The organism is Streptosporangium sp. G12 (assembly GCF_052983175.1).
The window spans coordinates 69,069-91,744 of sequence record NZ_JBRIQO010000020.1; the positions used below are offsets into that span (position 1 = coordinate 69,069).

17 protein-coding genes and 1 pseudogene are annotated in these 22,676 nt (G+C 72.1%); 12 read left to right on the plus strand and 6 right to left on the minus strand.

What is annotated here, in order from left to right; all coding sequences use genetic code 11:
- Positions 1-29: 29 nt before the first annotated feature.
- Positions 30-1,037, plus strand: a complete 1,008-nt coding sequence (locus tag ACVCAG_RS28505; protein WP_440086517.1) for a substrate-binding domain-containing protein — start codon at positions 30-32, stop codon at positions 1,035-1,037.
- A gap of 103 nt (positions 1,038-1,140) precedes the next feature.
- A complete protein-coding gene (locus ACVCAG_RS28510; protein ID WP_440086518.1) occupies positions 1,141-2,130 on the plus strand; it encodes a phosphotransferase in 990 nt (329 codons plus the stop codon).
- Between the two features lie 175 nt (positions 2,131-2,305).
- Here ACVCAG_RS28510 and ACVCAG_RS28515 read toward each other — a convergent pair.
- Both ACVCAG_RS28515 and ACVCAG_RS28520 read right to left on the minus strand, forming a co-directional pair.
- Positions 2,306-2,509: pseudogene (locus ACVCAG_RS28515) on the minus strand (DUF1232 domain-containing protein); the annotation flags it as partial.
- A 117-nt stretch (positions 2,510-2,626) separates the two neighbouring features.
- On the minus strand, positions 2,627-3,235 hold the full coding sequence (locus ACVCAG_RS28520; RefSeq protein ID WP_440086521.1) for a TetR family transcriptional regulator C-terminal domain-containing protein: 609 nt from the start codon (positions 3,233-3,235) through the stop codon (positions 2,627-2,629).
- Positions 3,236-3,461: 226 nt separating this feature from the next.
- Here ACVCAG_RS28520 and ACVCAG_RS28525 point away from each other — a divergent pair, with 226 nt between their 5' ends.
- Together ACVCAG_RS28525 and ACVCAG_RS28530 are read left to right on the plus strand one after the other, a co-directional pair.
- The gene (locus ACVCAG_RS28525) at positions 3,462-4,679 is read left to right on the plus strand and encodes an FAD-dependent oxidoreductase (protein ID WP_440086522.1); all 1,218 of its coding nucleotides are present in this window, start codon (positions 3,462-3,464) and stop codon (positions 4,677-4,679) included.
- A gap of 65 nt (positions 4,680-4,744) precedes the next feature.
- Positions 4,745-6,076 (plus strand): class II 3-deoxy-7-phosphoheptulonate synthase, encoded by a 1,332-nt coding sequence (locus ACVCAG_RS28530; protein ID WP_440086523.1) that lies wholly within the window; start codon positions 4,745-4,747, stop codon positions 6,074-6,076.
- Positions 6,077-6,164: 88 nt separating this feature from the next.
- On the opposite strand, the gene trxA is transcribed toward ACVCAG_RS28530, so the two are convergent.
- On the minus strand, positions 6,165-6,536 hold the full coding sequence (gene trxA, locus ACVCAG_RS28535; protein ID WP_329083319.1) for a thioredoxin: 372 nt from the start codon (positions 6,534-6,536) through the stop codon (positions 6,165-6,167).
- A gap of 408 nt (positions 6,537-6,944) precedes the next feature.
- Here trxA and ACVCAG_RS28540 point away from each other — a divergent pair, with 408 nt between their 5' ends.
- Both ACVCAG_RS28540 and ACVCAG_RS28545 read left to right on the plus strand, forming a co-directional pair.
- The gene (locus tag ACVCAG_RS28540) at positions 6,945-9,143 is read left to right on the plus strand and encodes a fibronectin type III domain-containing protein (protein ID WP_447190592.1); all 2,199 of its coding nucleotides are present in this window, start codon (positions 6,945-6,947) and stop codon (positions 9,141-9,143) included.
- Positions 9,144-9,454: 311 nt separating this feature from the next.
- A complete protein-coding gene (locus ACVCAG_RS28545) occupies positions 9,455-10,957 on the plus strand; it encodes a DUF1996 domain-containing protein (protein ID WP_447190593.1) in 1,503 nt (500 codons plus the stop codon).
- Positions 10,958-11,125: 168 nt separating this feature from the next.
- On the opposite strand, the gene ACVCAG_RS28550 is transcribed toward ACVCAG_RS28545, so the two are convergent.
- On the minus strand, positions 11,126-13,495 hold the full coding sequence (locus ACVCAG_RS28550; protein ID WP_447190594.1) for an ExeM/NucH family extracellular endonuclease: 2,370 nt from the start codon (positions 13,493-13,495) through the stop codon (positions 11,126-11,128).
- 162 nt (positions 13,496-13,657) lie between these two features.
- Here ACVCAG_RS28550 and ACVCAG_RS28555 point away from each other — a divergent pair, with 162 nt between their 5' ends.
- Positions 13,658-14,719 carry a pentapeptide repeat-containing protein gene (locus ACVCAG_RS28555; protein WP_440086527.1) on the plus strand — a complete coding sequence of 354 codons (1,062 nt, stop codon included), beginning with the start codon at positions 13,658-13,660 and terminating at the stop codon, positions 14,717-14,719.
- A gap of 64 nt (positions 14,720-14,783) precedes the next feature.
- Here ACVCAG_RS28555 and ACVCAG_RS28560 read toward each other — a convergent pair whose 3' ends face one another.
- Complete coding sequence (locus ACVCAG_RS28560) at positions 14,784-15,620, minus strand: alpha/beta fold hydrolase (RefSeq protein WP_447190595.1); 837 nt, start codon at positions 15,618-15,620, stop codon at positions 14,784-14,786.
- Positions 15,621-15,786: 166 nt separating this feature from the next.
- Between ACVCAG_RS28560 and ACVCAG_RS28565 the strand changes: the two genes are divergently transcribed.
- Positions 15,787-16,476 carry a permease prefix domain 1-containing protein gene (locus ACVCAG_RS28565; RefSeq protein WP_440086530.1) on the plus strand — a complete coding sequence of 230 codons (690 nt, stop codon included), beginning with the start codon at positions 15,787-15,789 and terminating at the stop codon, positions 16,474-16,476.
- Positions 16,477-16,565: 89 nt separating this feature from the next.
- On the opposite strand, the gene ACVCAG_RS28570 is transcribed toward ACVCAG_RS28565, so the two are convergent.
- Positions 16,566-16,895 (minus strand): helix-turn-helix transcriptional regulator, encoded by a 330-nt coding sequence (locus tag ACVCAG_RS28570; protein WP_440086531.1) that lies wholly within the window; start codon positions 16,893-16,895, stop codon positions 16,566-16,568.
- A gap of 166 nt (positions 16,896-17,061) precedes the next feature.
- On the opposite strand from ACVCAG_RS28570, the gene ACVCAG_RS28575 reads away from it, so the two are divergent.
- Genes ACVCAG_RS28575 through cydC form a run of 4 tightly spaced genes read left to right on the plus strand, consistent with a single transcriptional unit; the run spans position 17,062 to position 22,611 of the window.
- Positions 17,062-18,246, plus strand: a complete 1,185-nt coding sequence (locus ACVCAG_RS28575) for a cytochrome ubiquinol oxidase subunit I (RefSeq protein ID WP_447190596.1) — start codon at positions 17,062-17,064, stop codon at positions 18,244-18,246.
- A 9-nt stretch (positions 18,247-18,255) separates the two neighbouring features.
- A complete protein-coding gene (locus tag ACVCAG_RS28580) occupies positions 18,256-19,026 on the plus strand; it encodes a cytochrome d ubiquinol oxidase subunit II (protein WP_440086534.1) in 771 nt (256 codons plus the stop codon).
- Positions 19,027-19,042: 16 nt separating this feature from the next.
- The gene (gene cydD / locus ACVCAG_RS28585; RefSeq protein ID WP_447190597.1) at positions 19,043-20,791 is read left to right on the plus strand and encodes a thiol reductant ABC exporter subunit CydD; all 1,749 of its coding nucleotides are present in this window, start codon (positions 19,043-19,045) and stop codon (positions 20,789-20,791) included.
- Complete coding sequence (gene cydC, locus ACVCAG_RS28590; protein WP_447190598.1) at positions 20,788-22,611, plus strand: thiol reductant ABC exporter subunit CydC; 1,824 nt, start codon at positions 20,788-20,790, stop codon at positions 22,609-22,611. Before cydD ends, cydC begins: the two co-directional genes overlap by 4 nt.
- The last annotated feature ends 65 nt before the right edge of the window (positions 22,612-22,676 follow it).

Genomic DNA, 22,676 nt, shown 5'->3' on the forward strand with positions numbered 1-22,676 from the left:
GGGAAATCCACCACTGGGGGCGTACACACATGAACGGCGACCGTCGTCCGACGCTCGAGGCGGTCGCGGCCCTGGCCGGTGTCGGCCGGGGCACGGTGTCGCGGGTCATCAACGGCTCGCCGAAGGTGAGCGAGAAGGCTCGCGACGCCGTGCTGCGGGCGATCCAGGAGCTGGGCTACGTGCCCAACCGGGCGGCCCGCGCGCTGGTCACCCGGCGCACCGACACCGTGGCGCTGGTGGTCTCGGAGTCGGAGCTGAGGGTCTTCGACGAGCCGTACTTCGCCGGGACCATCCGCGGCATCGGCTCGGCGCTGTCCGAGACCGGCCTGCAGCTGATCCTCGCGATGGCGCAGTCGGCGCAGGACCACGAGCGGCTGGAGCACTACCTGACCGGGCAGCACGTCGACGGGGTGTTGCTGATCTCCCTGCACGGCGCCGACCCGCTGCCGGGGCGGCTGGAGGCGATGGGCGTGCCGACCGTCATCGGCGGCCGCCCGGTCGGCCTCACCCCCTACAGCTACGTCGACGTCGACAACCGGGCCGGGGCCAGGCAGGCGGTCAAATACCTGCTGGCCAAGGGCCGCCGCCGGATCGCCACCATCGCCGGCCCCCAGGACATGGGCGTGGGCGTCGACCGGCTCGCGGGCTACCGCGACGCGCTGCTCGCGACCGGCGTGAGCGAGATGGTGACGTACGGCGACTTCAGCGAGGAGAGCGGGATGGCGGGGATGCGCAGGCTCCTCGCCGAGCACCGCGACCTGGACGCCGTCTTCACCGCCTCCGACCCGATGGCGCTGGGCGCGATGCGGGTGCTGCGCGAGGAGGGCAGGACGATCCCCGGCGACGTCGCGGTGATCGGCTTCGACGACTCCCCCGCCGGGGCGCACTCCTCCCCCGCCCTCACCAGCGTGCACCAGCCCACCGAGTCGATGGGCCGGCAGATGGCCCATCTGCTCGTCGCCCGCATCAACGGCGAGCAGCTGGAACAGCCGGTGGTGATACTGGACACCCACCTGATCGAGCGCGGGTCCGCCTGACCCGGCTCACCTTCGTCTCCTCACCTGGCTCACCCTTGCCCGGCGCGCCCCCTCCCGGTCGCGCCGTTCCCCCCAGCAGCACCGAGGCAGGACAAGGCAGGAAATGGACAGCAGGACGAAACGCCCGCTCGCGCCCGCGGAACTCGACGCGCTGGCGCGGCGGGCCCTGGGCGCCGGCCTCTCCTCCGCCACCGAGCTGACCGACGGCTTCGCCAACGCCGTGTGGCGGCTGGCCCTGCTGGACGGGCGCGAGGTGGTCCTGAAGCTGTCGCCGCCGCCCGAGCTGGAGCAGCTGCGCTACGAGCGCGACCTGCTGCGCACCGAGGCCATGGTCTACGACCTGGCGGGCCCCGCCGGGGTGCCGATCCCCGAGCTGCTGCGCGCCGGGTTCGACGACCCGGTGCTGGGCGGCGACTACCTGATCCTGTCCGCCCTCGACGGGGTGCCGTGGAACCGGGCGAAGCCGGCGGAGGCGGACCGGCGGGCCCTGCGCCGGGAGCTCGGCGGCCACCTGGCCCGGCTGAACGCGATCACCGGCGACGTCTACGGCTACCCGCACGCGGGCCTGACCGGCGACACCTGGCGGGAGGCGTTCCTGACGATGACCGGCGCGCTCCTGGCCGACGCCGGCCGCTACGCCACCCCGCTGCCGAGGCCGGTGCCCGAGATCGCGGCGGCGATCGAGTCGGGCGCGGGCGCGCTGGACGAGGTCGTGACCCCCCGCCTGGTCCATTTCGACGTGTGGCCGGGCAACGTCTTCCTGACCCGCGACGAGACGCCGCGCATCCAGGCGATCATCGACCACGAGCGGGCCTTCTGGGGCGACCCGCTGGCCGACTTCGTCACCCCCACGATCTTCGGCAGGCTGGACGAATCCGACCCGATCATCGCCGGATACCGCGAGGCGGGCGGCGTCGTGGAGTTCACCGGCCCCGCCCGCACCCGGATGGCCCTCTATCGCCTCTACCTCGCCCTGATCCTCCTGGTCGAGAACGGCCCCCGCCAGTACCCGGAGAAGGAGTACGCCTCTCTGCGCGACCGCTCCGCCGCCGCCGTGCTCGACGCCCTCGACGTGCTCTCGGCGGCGCCGTGACCTGAGCCGGTCGTCGGTCACCGCCCGCCGGGGCGGGGAGGCGCGGCTCCGGCTGCGGGGACCCTCCGGCCAGGCGCAGGACGACGGCCAGCCCCTCCGGCGTGCCGGGCCAGTGCCCGGCCAGCGCGCCGGGACCGGCACGCCTGATGACCGAGCGCAGGACGAAGGCGACGATGATCGCGTCGTCGGCGTAGCCGAGCACCGGGATGAAGTCGGGGATCAGGTCGAGGGGCAGCGCCAGGTAGCCCAGCAGCAGCCACAGCCGCACCCGCACCCCGCGCGGCAGGCCGTCGTCGCGCGCGAGCCTGGCGACCAGGCGGAGCAGGTCGGGCAGCAGGCGCAACGTCTCGCCCAGCGCGCCGCCCCTGGGGCGCGCCATCACCAGGAAGGCGGCCAGGGCCAGCCAGAGCAGCAGCAGGCCACCCACGATCCCCGCCGGCACCTTCCAGACCTCGGACACCTTCCCGGCCCTCCTCGTCCTCGCCGCCCTCCAGGTTCAGGGCGCCGAGGCACGCAACGCCGTCAGGGCCGCGTCCAGCGCCGCGCGCAGCGGCTTGATCGACTGCGTCGTCTGGGTGAGCAGCAGGCCTCCCTGGAGCGCCGCGAAGACCGCCAGGGTCAGCGCCTCGGGGTCGGCGTCGGCGCGCAGCAGGCCGGTGGCGCGCATGCGGGTGAGCCCCGCCCGCAGGTATCCGCACCAGCGGTCCATGTGCCCGGCCACCTCGGCGGCGCGCTCGGGATCACTGCCGATGAGCTCGCTCGCCATCGCCCCGATCGGGCAGCCCCAGTGCGGCTGCGAGCCGTAGTGCGCGAGGACGGCGTCACGCCACCCCTCCCACGCCTCCCAGGTGTCGAGCGTGTCCAGGAACGGTCTCTGCGCCTGGAGCACCCGCTCGGCCTGGAACGACGCGATCGCCGCGACCAGGTCGCGCTTTCCGTCCGGAAAGTAGTGGAACAGCTGGCTCTTGCTGGTCCCCGTCCCGGCCCGGATGTCGTCCAGGGTCGTGCCGCCGACCCCGCGGGCCAGGACCAGGTCGGCGGCGGTCTCGACGATGCGGGCGCGCGTGAGCGTCCCTTTGGCGGTGAACTTCGCCGGGGTCGACATGTCTACAGCATAGCCCCCTGGACCGCACGGTCCAATCTATTCGGCGGCCCTGCAGGCCGGACGCCGCCTTCGCCCGTCTTCCACGGTCTTGGAGCCGGAGGCTTCCCCCGAGGGGTCGCGTTCCGTCCTCGCACCCCGCGATCCGACACTGGACGAGGGGCGAATCGCCGGTGAACCTGTTCCCTTCCGCCGTATCCTGTGCCAGAATTTCACTGGGTGATGAATTATGAGACGGAACACATGCGTGATCGCCGGGGGCGGCCCGGCGGGGGCGATGCTCGCACTGCTGCTGGCCAGGGCAGGCGTCGAGGTGACGCTCATGGAGAAGCACAACGACTTCCTGCGCGACTTCAGGGGTGACACCATCCATCCCTCGACCCTGCAGGTCCTCGACGAGCTGGGCCTGGCCGAGGAGTTCCACCGGCTCCCGCACCGCAAGACGTACGGGATGGAGATCCACACCGACGACACCACGGTGCCGGTCGCCGATCTGAGGAAACTCAACGGCAAATACCAGTACATCGCCTTCGTCCCGCAGTGGGAGTTCCTCGACCTGCTGACCACCGCCGCCAAGCGGTATCCGAACTTCCGCCTCATCATGGAGGCCGAGGTGCACGGGGTGATCCGCGAGGGCGACGCGGTGCGCGGGGTGCGCTACCGGGACGCCTCGGGCGAGCACGAGCTGCGCGCGACGCTCACCGTGGCCGCCGACGGCCGTCACTCCGACGTGCGCCGGGCCGCCGGGCTCGTCCCCGTGGAGCACAGCGCCCCCATGGACGTGCTCTGGTTCCGGTTGCCGCGCGAGCCCGCCGATCCCGGGGTGACGTTCCTGCGGATATCCAACGGGCACCTGATGGTGGCGATCAATCGCGAGACCTACTGGCAGCTCGCCTACCTGATCCCCAAGGGCGGCTTCGAAACCCTGCGTTCCCAGGGGATCGAGGCGGTCCGCGAGCCGGTCGCCAGGCTCCTGCCCTTCCTCGGGGACCGGGTCGGGCAGCTGCGGGACTTCGAGGCGGTCAGCATGCTGTCGGTCGCGCTCAACCGGCTGCGCCGCTGGCACCGCCCCGGCCTGCTGGTCATCGGCGACGCCGCGCACGCCATGTCGCCGATCTTCGGCGTCGGCATCAACCTGGCCGTACAGGACGCGGTCGCCGCCGCGAACCTGCTGGCCGCGCCGCTCGCCGCCGGGGCCGAGATCCCCGAATCACTGCTCGCGAGGGTCCAGCGGCGCCGCACCCCGCCCACCGCCGTCACCCAGTTCGCCCAGCGCGTCGTCCAGAGCCGGCTGATCCGGCCGGCGCTGAGCGAGCGCCCCGGGCCGGTACGGCTGCCGCGCGACATCTCCCGGCTTCCCCTGATCGGCTTCCTGGCCAGGCGTTTCGTCGGTCTGGGCGTCCTTCCGGAACATGTTTCCAGCCCGGTGAAATCTCACCAGGTATAAAGACCTTCTCACTACGTGGACAATCAGGTCTGTTCGAAGAGCCGCTTGCAATAGCCTGGTATGTCGTGAGCATCAACCTCGATTCCTGGCGGCGGCTGCCTGCGGCGCAGCAGCCCGAGTGGCCCGACCGCGGCGAGCTGGACAAGGTCGTCGGCGAGCTGAAGGGCCTCCCGCCCCTCGTCTTCGCGGGCGAGTGCGACAACCTCAAGGCGGACCTGGCGGCGGTGACGCGGGGCGAGGCCTTCGTCCTCCAGGGCGGAGACTGCGCCGAGACCTTCGGCGGCGCCACCGCCGACGACGTGCGCAACAAGCTCAAGACGCTGCTGCAGATGGCCATCGTGCTGACCTACGCGGCGAAGGTCCCCGTGGTGAAGATCGGCCGGATGGCCGGGCAGTTCGCCAAGCCGCGCTCGAAGAACTTCGAGACCCGCGACGGCGTCAAGCTGCCCGCCTACCGGGGCGACATGGTCAACGGCTTCGACTTCACCCCCGAGTCCCGCGTTCCCGACCCCTGGCGGCTGCTGCGGGCCTACCACTCCTCGGCGGTGACGCTCAACCTGATCCGCGCCTTCACCAAGGGCGGCTACGCCGACCTGCGCCAGGTGCACGCCTGGAACCAGGACTTCGTGATCGAGTCCCCGGCCGGCAAGCGCTACGAGCAGCTCGCCCGCGAGATCGACCAGGCGCTGGCCTTCATGCGCGCCTGCGGCGTGGAGCCCGAGGAGTTCCACACCGTCGAGTTCTACTCCTCGCACGAGGCGCTGATCCTCGACTACGACCAGGCGCTCACCCGGATCGACTCGCGGACCGGCCGCCCGTACGACGTCTCGGCGCACATGGTCTGGATCGGCGAGCGCACCCGCCAGCTCGACGGTGCCCACGTGGAGTTCTTCGCCAGCATCCGCAACCCGATCGGCGTCAAGCTCGGCCCGACGACCAGCGCCGAGGACGCCCTCGCGCTGATCGAGAAGCTCAACCCGGACAACGAGGCCGGGCGCCTGACCTTCATCACCCGGATGGGCGCGTCGAAGATCCGCGAGCACCTCCCCGAGCTGGTGGAGAAGGTGACCGCGAGCGGCGCCCAGGTGGCGTGGATCTGCGACCCCATGCACGGCAACACCTTCGAGGCGCCCAGCGGCCACAAGACCCGCCGCCTGGACGACGTCCTGAACGAGGTGGCGGGCTTCTTCGAGGTGCACCGCGCGCTCGGCACCCATCCGGGCGGCGTCCACATCGAGTTCACCGGCGACGACGTCACCGAGTGCGTGGGCGGCGGCGCCGAGATCGTCGAGGACGACCTGGCCAGGCGCTACGAGACGGCCTGCGACCCGCGTCTCAACCGTGGCCAGTCGCTCGACCTGGCCTTCCGGGTGGCCGAGCTCTACCGCTCGGTCTGACCTTCCGGGCCACGGGCCCCGGTCATGCGAAAGCCCCGCGCCATCGGATTCCTCCCTCCGGCGGCGCGGGGCTTTCGCGATCCGGGCATCAGCCCTTCTGGGCGCCCAGCTCGTTGGCGAGCTCGGCGCGGATCGCCTCCATGTCGAGGGCGCGGACCTGGCCGATGAGGTCCTCGAGGGCGGGCTCGGGCAGCGCGCCCGGCTGGGCGAAGACGACGATGCCATCGCGGATGGCCATGATCGTCGGGATCGAGGTGATCTCGAATCCCTGCGCGAGCGCCTGCTCGGCCTCGGTGTCGATCTTGCCGAACTTGATGTCGGTGTGCTTCGCCGACGACTTCTCGAAAATCGGCCCGAAGGTGCGGCACGGTCCGCACCAGGCCGCCCAGAAGTCCAGCAGGACGATCCCCTCATCGGCGATGTCGTTGAAGTTCTTCTCGGTTACCTCGATGGTGGCCACCGGTGGCTCCTCCTGTCGTTCACGTCTGTACGGCTGGCATAACCACTTCCCTCCCCCGAGCATTCCATCCCGCCGTCCCGCCATCCCGCCGGGGTGCGGGGACCCGCCGGGCCGGTGGACGCCGCCGGGGGCGACGAGTCCGGGCGCCGCCCCCGTTCTCGATCCGGTCACCGGGCCTCCCGAGCACGGCGCGCCGCTCCGAAACTTTCTGAGCAACGGACCCCGCGGAGGGAAGCACGCCTTCTTTTCAGCTACTTTCCGAAAGTTTTAATGACGACATAGAGATATTTCCAGTTCAGGAACATAAGAAAAGATCGGCTTTCAAAATATTTCGGCACCTGTGTTGACGTCTTTCGGTCACGTTCCCAGACTGATCGCCAGCACCCCACCCCGGAAGGGAGAGCCCTGGTGATCATCGACTTGACCCGCTTCAAGATCCCCTCAAGGGTCGTCGCGCCGGCGGTGGCGGCGATGCTCTCGGTCACCGGGGCGGTGACGGTGACCTCCGCCGAGGCCACCGCCGCCCTCGCCACCACCGCGGCCGCCGCCGGAGTCGAGAACGAGGGTGCCGACTGCGCGGTGACCGGCCTGCCCGACGCGGGATCGCTGCCCACCGACTCCAGGCTCCCCGACCCCTTCAGGAAACTGAACGGTACGCGCATCTCCACCACGTCCGAGTGGCGGTGCCGGCGCGAGGAGATCAAGAAGCTGGCGGAGAAGTTCGTCTACGGCGAGAAGCCCGTGAAGCCGGCCACCGTCACAGGGACGGTCTCGAACAGCGGCATCACCGTGAACGTGAGCCACAACGGCAGGAGCTCCAGCTTCTCCGCGAGTGTCTCGCTGCCGAGCGGGTCCGGCCCCTTCCCCGCGGTCGTCGTCCTGGGGGGATTCGGAGCGGACACGGCCGCCATCAGAGCGGCCGGTGCCGCGGTCATCACCTACGACCCCTACGCGGTCGGCCGGGAGGGCACGCCACGCAACAACAAACAGGGCGCCTTCTACAGCGTCTACGGCTCCTCGAGCAGCACGGGACTGCTCATGGCCTGGGCCTGGGGGGTGAGCCGGATCATCGACGTCATCGAGCAGTCCAACGGCGGCGTCCTCAGGGCCGACGCCACCGGCGTCACGGGATGCTCGCGGTTCGGAAAGGGCGCCTTCGTGGTCGGCGCGTTCGACCAGCGCATCGCGTTGACCATGCCGATCGAGTCGGGGAGCGCCGGCGTGCCCATCTTCCGCGGGATCCCCGGGGAAGGCGCCCAGAGCCTGAGCAGCGCCTACGGAGAGCAGCCCTGGCTGGGTGACGCGTTCGGCTCCTTCACCGGCAGCCCGGCACGGCTACCGGTGGACACCCACCAGATGGTGGCCATGGTCGCACCGCGCGGACTGTTCATCATGGACAACCCCCACATCGCCAATCTGGGCCCCAGATCCGCGAGCGTGGCGGCCCTGGGCGGAGCGGAGGTCTACAAGGCGCTCGGCGCGGGAGGCAACATCACCTACTGGTCCGACATCCAGGACGGCAGCCACTGCGCCAACCGGTCCGAGTGGAGAACCCCCTTGCAGCAGAACATCCAGAAGTTCCTGCTGAAGACGGGCAGCGCCCCCGGCGCGATGAGGATCTCGTCCAGGGCGTCCGGCAACCTGGCCGAGTGGAGGGACTGGCAGACTCCGGCCCTCGGCGATTCGGGCGACAGCACCCCGCCGAGCACGCCGGGCACCCCGGCCGCGTCCGCCGTGACCGCCACCGGCGCCACGCTGACCTGGGCCGCGTCCACCGACCAGGGCGGCTCGGGCCTGGCCGGCTACGACGTCCACCGCGAGCAGGGCGACACCGACCCGCGACTCGGGCAGTCCACCACCAACTCGATCACCCTCACCGGGCTGGCCGCGAACACCCGGTACCAGGTGTACGTGCGGGCGCGCGACGGCGCGGGCAACCTGTCCGGCGACTCGCAGCCGGTCACGTTCACCACGACCGCCGGCGGCGGTGACGACACCTCGCCGCCGACGGCCCCGGCCGGCCTGGCGGCCTCGGGGACCACGTCCACGGGCACGACCCTGAGCTGGACGGCCTCGACGGACGACACCGGCGTCTCCGGCTACGACATCCTGCGCGCGCCCGGCGCGAGCGGCGGCACGTTCACCCAGGCCGGCACCTCGGCCACGACCTCGTTCGCCGACACGGGCCTGACCCCGAGCACCACCTACCGCTACCAGGTCAGGGCACGGGACGCGGCGGGCAACACCTCGCCGGTCTCGAACACCGCGGAGGTCACCACCCGGCCCGGCACCTCCACCGGAGCCTGCACGGCCGTGCCGACCGTGCAGACCCAGTGGAGCACCGGGTACGTCATCCAGCCGCTGACCGTCACCAACACCGGCACCTCGGCGATCACCGGATGGACGGTCACCTTCACGCTGCCGGCCGGGCACACGATGACCGGCTCGTGGAACGGCACCGCCACCGTCAGCGGGCAGACCGTGACCATCAGGAACGTCGGCCACAACGGCGCCCTCGCTCCCGGGGCGAGCACCGGCGGCGTCGGCTTCCAGGTGAGCCGCCCGAACGGCGACGCCGCGCTCCCGTCCGGATACGCCTGCGCCTGACGGGCCGGCCCCGGCTCCTGCCCGACGGCCGGGCCCCGGCTCGCCCACCCCTCTCCCGGGTGGGCGAGCCGGGGCCCGGCGCGTTCGAGGGGCCGCCCGCCCGCCGGGAGGATCTCGGCGTTGACCTGCCCGTTCGAGGCGAGGGCGGCGGCCGCTCCCGAGATGCCCGGCGTGCGGGACAAGACGTCACGAGTTTCTCCGAAGTTTTCGTTATCCACTCGCGGCCCGCGGGTCTCCTGTGTAGCGGTGCTTGCGGGTGCCGCCAGAAGTCCCCTGCACGACTTCCCAACAGGACAAGGACTCCATTCACTATGAGCACAACCGCCTCGCGCGGCATCCGAGCCGGACGCGCGTCCGTCGGACGTCAGGTCCGCCGCCTGTCGCTGGCCGGTGTTCTCGTCGGCCTCCTGAGCACCTCCGCGGTGAGCGTCGCCTCCCCGGCCGCCGCGGCCGAGGTGCCCCTCTCGCAGGGCCGTAACGCCATCGCCTCCTCGGCGGAGCGCGGTGACCTGTCGGCCGCGGCCGCCGTCGACGGCAAGACCAGCACCCGCTGGGGCAGCAAGTTCAGCGACCCGCAGTGGCTCGCGGTCGACCTCGGCAAGTCCACCGCCATCAAGAAAATCGTCATCAACTGGGAGAACGCCTACGCCACGGCGTTCCAGATCCAGACCGCCTCCGGTGGCAACGGCCCCTGGAAGACGGTGTACGGCACCACGGCGGGCAAGGGCGGCGTCCAGACCGTCAACCTGTCGGCCACCGGCCGGTTCGTGCGGCTGTACGCGACCAAGCGGTCCGGCCAGTACGGCGTCTCGCTGTGGGAGTTCCAGGTCTTCGGCACCGCCTCGGGCACCTCGAACCCGACCCCGACGCCGACGCCGACCACGAAGCCGAGCTCGACCCCGAAGCCGAGCTCGAGCTCGACGCCCAAGCCGACGTCCAGCGCCACCCCGACCACCACCGCGCCCGCCGGTGGCTGGGTGCCGGTGAACCAGGCCGCGTGGAAGAAGGCCCTGGACGCCTACAACAAGGTCGCACCCCAGCCGGTCCCCGCGGGAATCGTGAGAGTCCCCGAGTTCCACACCAACTGCGAGGTGGCCAACGAGGCCAAGGACGACCCGATCGTGCTGCCCGGCCTGGTCGGCGCCTCCCACCTGCACACCTTCTTCGGCCCGAAGGTGTCGGCGAACACCACGACGGAGGACCTGCTCAAGAGCACCACGACCTGCGACGCTCCTGGGGACAACAGCGCCTACTGGGCGCCGACCCTGCTGCGCAACGGTAAGCCGGTCCCGATGAAGAACTTCCGGGTGTACTACGGCTCCCGGCTCAAGGACCCGTCGGAGGTCGTGCCGTTCCCGCCGGGTCTGGTCGTGGTGCAGGGCGACGCGAAGCGGCAGGTGGCGACGCCGAAGGGTGCCTCCGGCCAGTTCTGGTGCGCCGGCAGCGCGGAGACCGGCCGTAGCGCCGACGGCAACTGGCCCGTCTGCGCACCGGGCGGCAACCTGATCTACCAGCTGACGTTCCAGGACTGCTGGGACGGCAAGCACATCGACTCGCCCGACCACAAGTCGCACATGGGGCCGGCCAAGAACGGCACGTGCTCCGGCGACTACCCGGTCGCGGTCCCCAACCTCTCGTTCATGCTCGGCTACGACTCGCTCGGCGGTGACGGCCTGGCGCTGTCGTCGGGCCTGCCGTCCTCGATCCACGGGGACTTCATGAACGCGTGGACGCCGGAGACGCTCGGCGCGCTCGTGAAGGTCTGCCTCAACGCGAAGGCCAAGTGCGGCACCACGCCGGGCTGGGGCCGCTGACCGATCCACGGCGCCACCTCGCATGACGTGCCGGTGATCCCGCCTTTCGCGGGGCCACCGGCACGGCACGCGTAGCCGTGAACATGACGGCTCTCTTCCTCGTACGACGCGTACCTCCGCGGGGCCGCCGGCCCCGCGGAGGTACGCGTCACCGCCCGGCGGTCCGGGTCAGCGCCTCCCGCCGGACAGGGTCAGCCCGATGACCACGGGGTCGTGGTCGGAGGAGCGGAAGGCGTCGGGCTCGTAGAGGCCCGGCGGGTTGAACTCGGTGTTGTAGTCGAGGATCCGGCTCTCGTCGGCGTTGATGTGCCAGATCGTCGCGCTGGTCACGCGCTTGAGCAGGTCCTTGCCGACCAGGGCGTGGTCCAGCTCGCCGACCAGGCCGTCGAAGAGGTAGCTGTAGCGCAGCGGCGCCGGGACGAACCTCTTGGTCACGCTGGTCAGGCCGGCGGCCTCCAGGGTGTCGATCGGGTCCTCCTCGCCGTAGGCGTTGAGGTCGCCGAGGACCAGCGGGTTGGCCAGGTCCAGGCTGTCGATCAGGCCCAGTGTCGCCTGTGCCTGGCGTACGCGCTCGCCGTTGTAGCAGCTCTGCCCGTCGCCCTGGTCGGCGTCCGGGCCCACGGCCTGCTCGTCGCAGCCCTTGGACTTGAAGTGGTTGACCAGCACGGTGAAGGGCTGGCCGCCCTGGACCCGGCGGAAGGTCTGGATCAGCGGGGGCCTGCGGAAGACCGGGTCGGTGGAGGAGAGGGCGGCCCCCACCGGCTGCACCCTGCCCGGCTTGTAGATCGCCGTCACGTGGATCAGGTCGGTGCCCGGGTAGGGGTGGGCGATCGCCGCGTAGGTGCCCGCGCCGACCTCGGCGTTGAGCGCGTCGACCAGGGCCTGCACCGCGGTCTGGCCGTTGTTCTGGACCTCCATCAGGCCGACGACGTCGGCGTTCATGCCCTTCAGCGCGGCGACCAGCTTGGCCAGCTGGCGCTGCTGCTCCGCGGCGTTGCTCGCGCCGCGCGAGCCGAGGGTGGTGAACCAGTTGAGCGTGTTGAAGCTGGCCACCTTGACGTTGCCGATGACCGGGAACGGCACGGGCAGGCGCGGGTTGGTCCGGAGGAAGTTGATCTTCTTGGTCGGCTGGAGCCGGTACTTGCCGAAGCCGTACCCCATCACGCCGGTGACGCCGAGCGCGGTGTCGCCCAGGCGGACGGTGCGCGGGTCGGTGTAGGGGATCGTCGCGGGGTTCTCCACCGAGGAGCCGTCGTCCACCAGCAGGGCGCGCCGCGCGTTCCTGGCGGCGTCCACGCCCGGCCGGTCGGTCGGCTGGAACAGGCGTCCCTCGGAGGCGACGGTGACCTCGCCGTAGCGGCCCAGGTTGTAGTGGTCGTTGAGGGTGAGCGGCTCGGGGAAGGTGACGAGCATGCTCTCGACGGGCTCGAAGGTCGTGCCCTCGGCGCGCGGCAGGTTCTGCTCGGCGGGCGCGACGGCGCCCTTTCCGCAGACGTCCACGGCGGTGACCGGCGACAGTTCGGTCCAGCCGTTGAACTCCACGGCCCTGCCGGTCACCAGGACGCGGTCGCCGACCTTGACGTCCTTGAAGGAGTCGCGGGCGAAGGCGAACAGGCCCTCGGAGGTGGCCGGGTCGGCGTCCGGGGTCGGGTCCTGCAGGAAGAAGCCGCCGAGCTGCGTGGTCGCCTGGAAGTCGGCGGTCACGACACCCTCGACGCGGACGTTCTGGCCCGCCAGCGGGCTGACGTCACCGCTGCCCTGCACCTGGGCGATCTGGTGGGTGGCCGGGGTCTCGCACGGCTCCCCCGTCGGAGTGGGCGTCGGGGTGGGCTCCACCGTCGGGGTCGGTGTGGGGGTGGGCGTCGGCTCGACGGCGCCGCAGGGCGCGGCGGCGGCGGCCCGGTTGCGCGGCGCCGGGGCCGCGGCCTCCACGTCGGTGCCGTTGACGTCGGTGTCGGCGCAGCCGTGCTCCTTGCGCAGGCCGGCCAGGGTGGCCGAGAGCGCGGGGGCGGCGGCGCCCTCGAAGTAGTTGGCGCCGCCGTACCCGACCAGGTCGGCGATGAGGGCCGTCTGCTCCGGCGCGCAGGGGGTGGAGCCGCCGTTGCACGCCAGCCCCTCGGCCGAGCGGACCAGGGCCGCCTTGCCCGCGGAGCCGCTCAGGTTGATCGTCCCGGTGGTGTCCGCGGCGGGCAGCGGGGAGCCGTTGGCGCCTCCGGCCAGCTGGACCAGGTGGTACTGGCCGGGCGCGAGGGTCCCCGCCAGGGGGACGACCGGGTTGGCGGCGAAGTTTCCCGTACCGGTGGCGCTCGCGTACTGGACGGACCAGCCGTCCAGGGCGACGGGCGCGGCGCTGCGGTTGAACAGCTCGACGTAGTCGTTGGCGAGCGGCGCTCCGGCGTTGCCGCCGCCGCCGTAGACCTGGCTGATGACGACGGTGCCCGGTTCCGCCAGGGCCGGGGCTGAGGCGAGGGCCGCGACGCCGGTGGTGGCGAGGCCGGCGGCGACGAGGGCGGCGAACGCCCGGGATAAAGCACGCATGAACCGGAGCGTAAGGCTCTGTGCATCGCAGAACACTCACATATAAGTGGATAGACGGTGAAATCCAGAATGTTGACACTTCATGTCTATCCAGCCTGGCCAGATATGGCTTTCCTTGACCTAGAAGTCGCTTGCCCCGGCGTCCGCGGGTATCACTTGGACATGAGAACTCTGGACGTGGGTTGGGTGACCTGCGCCGCCTCCCCGGAGTGCGCCGGATCCGCGCGGCAGCCGTACGGCCGGTGCCTGGCCCATCTGGACGCCGCCGAGCTCGACGAGGTCGTCCGCGGGCTCTCCCCCGGCTCCGCCGTCGACCTGCGGGCCACCGTCGTCGGCAGGGATCTGCTGGAGCGGATCCTCGGCGCGACCCGGGGGCGTCTGGGCCGGGCCCGGTTCGACTGGGCGACCTTTCCCGAGAGCGTGCGGTTCGGCGACATCGCCTTCGGCGGGGACGTCTCGTTCGACCACGCGCACTTCCGGTGCCTCGCCTCGTTCTTCGACGCCCGTTTCGCGCGCAACGTTTCCTTCCGCGAGGCCAGGTTCGACCGGGGGCTGTCCCTGCACGGTGTCGCCGTCACCGGGCACGCGGCCTTCGACCGGGTCTCCATCGACGGTGACGCGCTGTTCGGGGGCGCTCTCTTCAACCGGACCGCGTCGTTTGAATGCGCGGATTTCCATGGTTTTGTCACCTTTGACGGCACCGGCTTCGCGGGCGACGCGACCCTGAGAGGGTGCAGGTTCCGCCGTACGGTGTCCTTCCGCAAGACGAGTTTCGGCGGGCTGGCCGGGTTCGACGGGGCGCGTTTCTCGGCGGGCGGCTACCTGGCCCCGATCTCGGTCGGCCGCCACCTCACCCTCGCCGGGGCGTGGGCGGGCAAGGGCCTCGACGTGACCACGGGCGGATGCTCGGTGGACCTGCGGCGCCTGGAGGTCGGCGGGCGGCTGAACGTCCGGCTCGACGACGCCGAGGCCGACCTGGAGGGGGCGACCCTGCACGGCCCCGCCACGGTGCGGGGCCGGGACGGCGCCCGGGTGACCTCGCTGCACGAGGTGGACGCCGAGGAGCTGGAGCTCGCCGACCTGGACCTCAGCACCTGCCTCTTCACCGGCATCCGCCACCCCGAGGGGCTCAGGATGAGCGGCTGCGCGCTCGCCGTCGTCCCGCGCGGTGCCCGGCTGGGGCAGCGCTGGTGGTCCCTGTGGCGCGCCCCCGACCACGGGTGAGACCTCCGCGCCGACCGGAGTGGTCCCGGGGGCGGCCCCGAAGGCGGTCCCGGGGGCGGTAAGACTAGGAGATCGCGCGGGTGCCCTCCCCCGGACCGATCCCGGCCAGGAAGGCCGTGACGTCGGCGGCGAGCCGGCCGCTGCGGAAAACCCTCAGATGACCGAGGCCGGGATAGATGATCAGGCGGCCGTCGCGGACCCCCTCGGCGGTCTCCCGGAAAAGCTCGACAGGGTAGTCGAGGTCCCGCTCACCGCCCAGGACCAGGGTGGGGGCGACGACGTCGGCCAGCCGCCCGCCCAGGTCGAACCCGTCCTCCGCGCGGGCGAAGGCGAGCATGTCACGGGGGTCGCCGGGACGTACGAGCGGGTCCAGCAGCCACAGCAGCACCCTGGCCAGACCCCGCCCGGCGGGCGAGGCGGCGGCCGTGATCGCCTGGTGCTGCAGGCCGCGCCGCCCGGCGGCGACCTCCTCGGTGTAGCGGCGCTGGAGCCGCCTGACGTCCGGCGTGAGCCGGTGCGCCGCCCCGGCCACGACCAGCGCGCGCACCACGTCCGGGTGGTCGGCCGCCAGTTGCAGCGCCACCGAACCCCCCGACGACAGGCCCAGCACGTCGACCGGCCCGCCGAACTCCGCGCGGAGCGCCTCGGCGTGCCGGGCGGCGATGTCGGCCATGGTGGTTCCCGGAGCCATGCCGGGAGCGCGGCCCACGGCGTACAGCCGGAAGTGGCGGGCCAGCGGGGCCAGCACCCGCAGTTCCACACCGCGCGCCGGCCCGGCCGGGTTGGCGTGGACGGGGGTGAACCAGCGCAGCACGACGAGCGGCGGGCCGTCGCCGAGGGCGTAGTACGGCAGGTCGTTGGCGAGCGTGCCCTCCCGCACCTTGAGGTCCCTGAATCTCACGACGAAACCCTCCCTCCCGCCGGTGTCGCTGAATTCGAGAGTATTCGCAGGTGGGCGCGGGTCGACTCGGGGTCTTCTCAGGGTCGTCCCCGATGCGCGGCTCCCGGCCGGGAGACCAGGATGGGAAACGCGTACCCTGGACGGGAATCGGGCGACTGGAGAGCACATGGCAGGCACCGGGGTCATCGAGGATTACGTGACCGGGCTCAGCCGCACTCTCAGGGGTCCTCGGAGACCGAAGCTCGACCTGATCACCGAGGCGCGCGACAGCCTGCTCGACACCGCCGAGGCGCTGGAGGGCGACGGCCTGAGGCGCGACGAGGCCGAGCGGGCCGCGGTCGAGGAGTTCGGGCCGATCCGCGAGATCGCGCCCGGCTACCAGGAGGAGCTGTCCAAATCGGCGGGCCGGAGGCTGGCCGTCCTGCTGTTCGTCGGCGTGCCGCTCACCGCGATCATGTGGAACGTGATCTGGAAGGTCTTTCCCACCGCCCCGACGGCGTACGAGCGCATGCCGGACTGGTTCATCCTGGTCGCCCGCGGCGTGGACGCGCTCCAGATGTTCATCGGCCTGGTCGGCGGGCTCGCGTTGCTCGCGCTGGGCCGGGGACTGCGCAGGATCAGACGGCCCCGGCTCGTCACCCGGGCCCTGGGCCTGTTCGTCTGGGCCATGCTGCCGGTCATGCTCGTATCGTGCGGGGCCCTGATGTTCGGCTCGCAGAGATCGGCCGGGTTCGGCGACTACCCGGCGGGGGCCGTCGCGTCGCTGGTGAGCTACGCGATCTGGTCCGTGCAGTTGTACTGCGCCTTCCGCTGCCTGAGCATCACCCGGCGCGAGCCCGCCGTCGCGACCGCCTGAGCCCCGCGACCGCCTGAGCCCCGCGACCGCCTGAGCCCCGCGACCGTCCGAACCCGGTGACCGCCTGAGCCCGGCGGCTCCGGGAGGCGTCAGCGGTTGGTGCGCGGTTCCAGGACGCTGCCGATGGCTCCGGCGAACTCCCGCCAGGCGGAGCGTTCGCCGGCGAGGGCCGTGCGCCCCGAGGAGGTCAGCCGGTAGGTGCGCCGCCTGCGCCCGCTCACCGTGGCCCACTCGCTGGCCAGGTATCCCGCCTGCTCCAGCCGTCGCAGCGCCGGGTAGACGGTGCCCGTCGGCACGTTCAGCGCGCCGCCGCTGCGCGCCTGGAGCGCCTCGATGATCGCGTAACCGTGCAGCGGCTCGTGCTCCAGCACGGAGAGCAGCAGGGCGTCCATGTGACCGCGGAGCGCGTCGGGGTTCACCCGGCCACCTCCGCCCGCCGGACGGATCCCGTGTCACCGCACCCGGCGGTTCGTTCGCTTCGCTCGCTCACGTCGTCAGCCTACCTCTCCTATAGACATACTACATGTAGGCCTTCTACATGTAGTATGTCTATAGGTAGACAAACACAACAATGGAGGTGAGACCGTGGACGTGCTCGACCTGGCCCGGACACAGTTCGCCGTGACAGGGAGCCTCCACTTCCTGTTCGTCGTACTGACCCTGGGCCTGGCCCCCCTGATCGCGATCATGCACACCCGCTACGCCGTCACCGGCAAGCCGGTCCACGAGCGGGTGACCCGCTTCTGGGGCCAGATCTACGTGATCAACTACGCGCTCGGGATTCTCACCGGGCTGGTGATGGAGTTCCAGTTCGGTATGAACTGGAGCGGTCTCTCGCACTACGCCGGGGACATCTTCGGCGCGCCGCTCGCGATCGAGACGCTCGGCGCGTTCTTCCTGGAGTCCACCTTCCTGGGCCTGTGGATCTTCGGCTGGCACCGGCTGCCGAAATGGCTCCACGTGGCGTGCATCTGGGTGGTGACGCTGACCGCCTACCTCTCCGCCTTCTGGATCATGGTGGCCAACTCGTTCCTGCAGAACCCGGCCGGAGCCGTGGAGCGCGACGGCCACCTGGTCCTGACCGACTTCGGCGCGCTCCTCACCAACCCGACGCTGACCATGGCGCTGCCGCACGTGCTCGGCGCGGGCCTGTGGACCGGCGGTTTCGTGGTGATGGGGGCCAGCGCGTACCAGCTGTTCCGGCGCACCGCCGAGCGGGAGTTCTTCACGAGCTCGCTCCGCACGGGAGTGATCACCTCGCTGGTCGGCTCGCTGCTCACGATCGGCTTCGGCTACGCCCAGTTCGGCGCGATCGGCGCGGTCCAGCCGGGCAAGTTCGACGACGGGGGCCTGGCCGGGCTGGGGCTCGGCTTCATGATCCTGATCGGCCAGCTGATCCAGCTCCTCATCCTGTTCGTACTGGCACCGACCGTGTACTGGCTGCCGCGCTGGCGCTGGACGCACCCCGTGCTGATGGCGATCACCCCGCTGCCGTTCGTGGCGGCGATCCTCGGCTGGCTGGCCAGGGAGTCCGGCAGGCAGCCCTGGCTGATCAACGGGAAGCTGACCGTCGCCGACGCCATGTCCCCCGGTCTCACCTCCGGGATGGTCACCGTCTCGCTCATCGCCTTCGGCGGCGTGCTCACCCTGCTCGCGGTGATCGACTACGTGCTGATCGCCCGTACCGTGCGGCGCGGGCCCGCCGCCGTCGCCCTCGGCGCGGACGCGCCGGCCGACCCCACCGAGCGCGCGCACGCGCTCAGCCACTAGGGAGAGACCATGGACATCCTCTGGCTCGGCGTGTTCGCCCTCCTGCTGATCGGTTACTTCGCCCTGGAGGGCTTCGACATCGGCGTGGGCATGCTGCTGCCCGTCCTCGGCAGGACGCGGAAGGACCGGGACGAGATCGTCGCCGCCATGGCGCCGTTCATCCTGGCCAACGAGGTCTGGCTGGTGGCCGTGGCGGGCGTGCTGTTCGGCGTCTTCCCCTCGATCGAGGGGGACGTGCTGTTCGGCCTCTACCCGCTCGTGGTCTCCCTGCTGGTGTCGTGGATCGTCCGCGACGCCGGGCTCTGGTTCCGCCGCCGCGCCGACGGGAGCGCGTGGCGGTCGACCTGGGACTGGGCGATCGTCGTCGGCTCGTACGGCCTGGCGCTGAGCTGGGGCATGGCCCTGGTCGCGGTGGCCGGCGGCCTGACCGGTCCCGCGATCGGCCTGCCGGGACTGGCCGGCGGGCTGGTGGTGGCCGCGCTGCTCGCCTTCCACGGCTGGACGTTCGTCTCGTGGCGGCTGCCCGGGCGGGTGACCGGCGCGCGCCGCACCGGCCGGGCGCTCCTGCTCTCCGCGTGCGCCGCCGCGGCGCCCGTCGCGGTGCTGCTCGCCGTACTCGCCCCCTGGCTGCTCGACCGTACGGCACCCACCGGGACGCTAAGTGTGCTCAGTGTCATGATTCTTCCCTTCGCACCGGTCATGGTGGGTGCGCAAGTATGGGTATGGCGGACGTTCGGTCCCGGACGCGCCGCCTCCGATCGGGTTCCTTCGTTCTTCTGAGCTCTCTAGGGTTGGCATGCACAAGGATCTTGTACGGCTGGCACTGGGCGAGCGGGCCGTCCGCCGCCACCTGGCCGCGTGCCTGGCCGCCGCCGTCCTGACCGGGCTGCTCGTCCTCGTCCAGGCGGAGTTGCTCGCCGGGGTGCTGTCCGGGCGGTTCGCGGCCCCGGCCCTGATCCTGCTGGCGCTGGTCGTCGGCGTCCGGGCGCTGCTCACCCTGGGGCAGGGGATCGCCGCCGGGCGCATGACCACCGGGGTGAAGTCCGCCCTGCGGCACCGCCTGCTGGCGCGGGTGCGTGACCTGGGGCCCGTCAGGCCGGCCTCCCAGCGCTCGGGCGAGCTGGTGACGCTGACCGGCCGGGGTCTGGACGCCCTCGACCCCTACCTGACGGGCTACCTGCCCGCGGTGGCGGTCGCGGGCGTCGTGCCGGTCGCGGTGCTCGTCCGGCTGTTCGCCGCCGACCTGGCCAGCGCGGTGATCGTGCTGGTCACGCTGCCGCTCATCCCGATCTTCGGGGCGCTGGTCGGCATGCACACCAAGGCCGTGACGGAACGTCAGTGGAGAGCCCTTTCCCGCCTCGGCGGGCACTTCCTGGACGTGGTCAGGGGCCTTCCCACGCTGCGCGCCTTCGGCAGGGCCCGCTACCAGGCCGAGGTGATCCGGCGGGTGGCCGACGCCCACCGGGCCGCGACGATGCGCACGCTGCGGGTGGCGTTCCTGTCCTCGCTGGTGCTGGAGCTGGCCGCGTCGCTCTCGCTGGCCCTGGTGGCCGTCCCGGTGGGCCTGCGGCTGCTGTCCGGCTCCCTGGACCTGTCGGCCGCGCTGCTGGTCCTGCTCCTGGCGCCGGAGGCGTACCTGCCGCTGCGCAACATGGGCGGCAGGTTCCACGCGGCGATGGAGGGCGTCGCCGCCGCCGACGAGGCGTTCGGCGTACTCGACGGCCAGGCGGAGTCGACGAAGGCGGAGGCGGGGGCGCGGCTTTCGCGCGATGAGCACGCGGGCACGCGTACGGCGACGGCAAGCTCGCCGGGACGAGGGGGACCGAGCCCGGGCGGAGCGCCGGAGATCCGGCTGGAGCACGTCACGGTGCGTTACCCGGACCGTGAGGAGGCCGCGCTGGAGGACGTGTCGCTGGTGATCGCGCCCGGTGAGCGGGTGGCGCTGGTCGGCGAGAGCGGAGCGGGCAAGAGCACCCTGCTCCACCTGCTGCTCGGCTTCGTCACCCCCTCGGAGGGCAGGGTCCTGGTCGACGGCGCCGAGATCGGCGATCACGACTCCTGGCGCGCGCGGCTGGCGTTCGTACCGCAGCGCCCGCATCTCTTCGCCACCTCGGTGGCCGACAACATCGGGCTCGGCGCCCCCGGCGCGACGATCGGCGAGATCAGGGCCGCGGCGCGGGCCGCGCAGGCCGACGAGTTCGTCACGGCGCTGCCCGAGGGCTACGACACCGTGCTCGGCGAGCGGGGGACGAACCTGTCCGCCGGGCAGCGGCAGCGGGTCGCGCTGGCTCGCGCGTTCTGCCGCCCGGACGCCGGGCTGCTCCTGCTGGACGAGCCGACCGCGCGGCTCGACGGCCGCAGCGAGGGCGCGATCGTGAGCGCGACCCGGGACCTCGCCGAGGGCCGCACCGCCGTGATCGTCGCCCACCGGCCCGCGATGATCGACCTGGCCGACCGGGTGATCCGGATCGCCGACGGCCGGGTGGTGGCCGGGGACGCCGGGGGCAGAGCACCGGCGGGGACCCGAGAGGAGATCACCTCGTGACCGACGTCAGCGGGATCCCGGTGGGCCGGACGGGCGGGCGGCCGACGAGCGAGGCAGCCGGACGACCTGCGGACCACTCGGACGAGCGACCGGCGAGCCGCACGGACGGACGACCAGCGGGTCAGGCAGACGAGCGACCGACGGGCCGGACCGGAGGGCGGCTGGTCCTCGCCGCGGCGGGGGCGGCGGCGGCCGAGCTGGCCGGGCTCGGGCTGATCGGGTCCGCCGCGTGGCTCATCACCAGGGCCGCGGAGCAACCGCCGCTGGCGGCGCTGAGCGTGGCCATCGTCGGGGTGCGGGCGTTCGCGACGACCAAGGGCGTCTTCCGCTACGGGGAGCGCCTGGCCGGTCACGACGTGGCGCTGCGGGCCCAGGCGAGGACCAGGGAGCGGCTCTACCAGGCGCTCATTCCCACGGGATCGTCGAACAAGCGCGGAGCCGACCTGCTCAGCCGCATGGTCGACGACACCGACGCGGTACAGGACCTGCTGGTGCGCTGCCTGCTCCCGGCGGTCGCGGCGCTGGTCACCGGGGTGGCCGCGGTGGTGATCGGGCTGTTCCTGCTCCCCGTGGCGGCGCTGGCGCTCCTGGCCGGGCTGCTGGTGGCCGGGGTGCTGATCCCGGCGGGCACGGCCGCCGCCGCGCGGCGCTGGTCGGCGCGGATCGCCCCCGCGCGGGCGGACCTCGCGGCCCGGGTCGCCGACCTGGTGCACGGCGCGGCCGACCTGGCCGCCTACGGGGCGGACGGGCGGGCGCTGGCCGCCGCCGCCGAGACCGACGCCCGGCTGGCGGCGCTGGAGCGCAGGCAGGCGCGGGCGAACGCGATCGCCTCGGCCCTGGGCCTGCTCACCCAGGGACTCACCGTGGCGGCCGTCGTCCTGCTGGCGATGAACTCCGGGGCGGGTGCCGTGGCCACCGCGGTGCTCGCGCTGGTCTCGCTGGTGTCCTTCGAGCCGGTGCTGCCGATGGCCGCAGCCGGGGAGCGGCTGACCGGGGTGCTCGCCGCCCTGCGCCGCCTGCGGGAGGTGGGCGCGACCCCGCCGGCGGTGACCGAGCCGGCCGTTCCCGTCGCGGTCCCCGCCGGGCCGCCCACCGTCGAGATCGAGGACCTGGTGGTCCGGCACGACCCCGGCCTTCCCCCGGCCCTCGACGGCGTCAGCCTGACCCTCACCCCCGGCAGGCGCGTCGCCCTGGTCGGCCCCAGCGGAGCGGGCAAGAGCACCCTGCTGTCGGCCCTGATGCGCCTCGTCGAGCCCGAGTCGGGGACGATCCGGGTCGGCGGGGTGGACGTCCGGGAGCTGGCGGCCGACGACACCCGGCGGGTGATGACCGGGCTGACACAGGATCCGTACGTGTTCCAGACGTCGCTGCGGGACAACCTGCGGCTGGCGGGCCCGGAGGCCGGCGACGAGGAACTGGCCGGGGCGGTGCGGCGGGCGCGCCTGGACCGGTGGGTGGAGCGGACCGGCTGGGACGCGGTGCTCGGGGAGGACGGGCGCACGGTGTCCGGGGGCCAGCTGCAGCGGCTGGCACTGGCGCGGGCGCTGCTGCACGACCCGCCGGTGCTGCTGCTGGACGAGCCCGCCGAGGCCCTGGACGAGACGACGGCGGACGCGCTCATGGCCGACCTCCTGGACGCCACCCACGGCCGTACGACGCTGCTCGTCACGCACCGCCTGCGCGGGCTGGAGCCGATGGACGAGATCGTCGTACTGGAGAACGGCTCGGTGACGCAGCGGGGCACCCACGCGGAGCTGGTCTCCTCCCCCGGCTACTACCGCGACCTGTGGCGGTCGGAGGCCCTGACCGCCGGCCGGTGAGCGCCTGGCGTGGAGAGTCAGCACCGACCGAGCGGGTGGCGTTTGTCGCGGCATGTGATCTTGTG

Bases quoted from the DNA above. Each gene is read 5' to 3' on its own strand.
- ACVCAG_RS28505 (WP_440086517.1), top strand. From the start codon at position 30: ATGAACGGCGACCGTCGTCCGACGCTCGAGGCGGTCGCGGCCCTGGCC.
- ACVCAG_RS28510 (WP_440086518.1), top strand. From the start codon at position 1,141: ATGGACAGCAGGACGAAACGCCCGCTCGCGCCCGCGGAACTCGACGCG.
- ACVCAG_RS28520 (WP_440086521.1), bottom strand. From the start codon at position 3,235: ATGTCGACCCCGGCGAAGTTCACCGCCAAAGGGACGCTCACGCGCGCC.
- ACVCAG_RS28525 (WP_440086522.1), top strand. From the start codon at position 3,462: ATGAGACGGAACACATGCGTGATCGCCGGGGGCGGCCCGGCGGGGGCG.
- ACVCAG_RS28545 (WP_447190593.1), top strand. From the start codon at position 9,455: ATGAGCACAACCGCCTCGCGCGGCATCCGAGCCGGACGCGCGTCCGTC.
- ACVCAG_RS28550 (WP_447190594.1), bottom strand. From the start codon at position 13,495: ATGCGTGCTTTATCCCGGGCGTTCGCCGCCCTCGTCGCCGCCGGCCTC.
- ACVCAG_RS28555 (WP_440086527.1), top strand. From the start codon at position 13,658: ATGAGAACTCTGGACGTGGGTTGGGTGACCTGCGCCGCCTCCCCGGAG.
- ACVCAG_RS28565 (WP_440086530.1), top strand. From the start codon at position 15,787: ATGGCAGGCACCGGGGTCATCGAGGATTACGTGACCGGGCTCAGCCGC.
- ACVCAG_RS28580 (WP_440086534.1), top strand. From the start codon at position 18,256: ATGGACATCCTCTGGCTCGGCGTGTTCGCCCTCCTGCTGATCGGTTAC.
- cydD (WP_447190597.1), top strand. From the start codon at position 19,043: ATGCACAAGGATCTTGTACGGCTGGCACTGGGCGAGCGGGCCGTCCGC.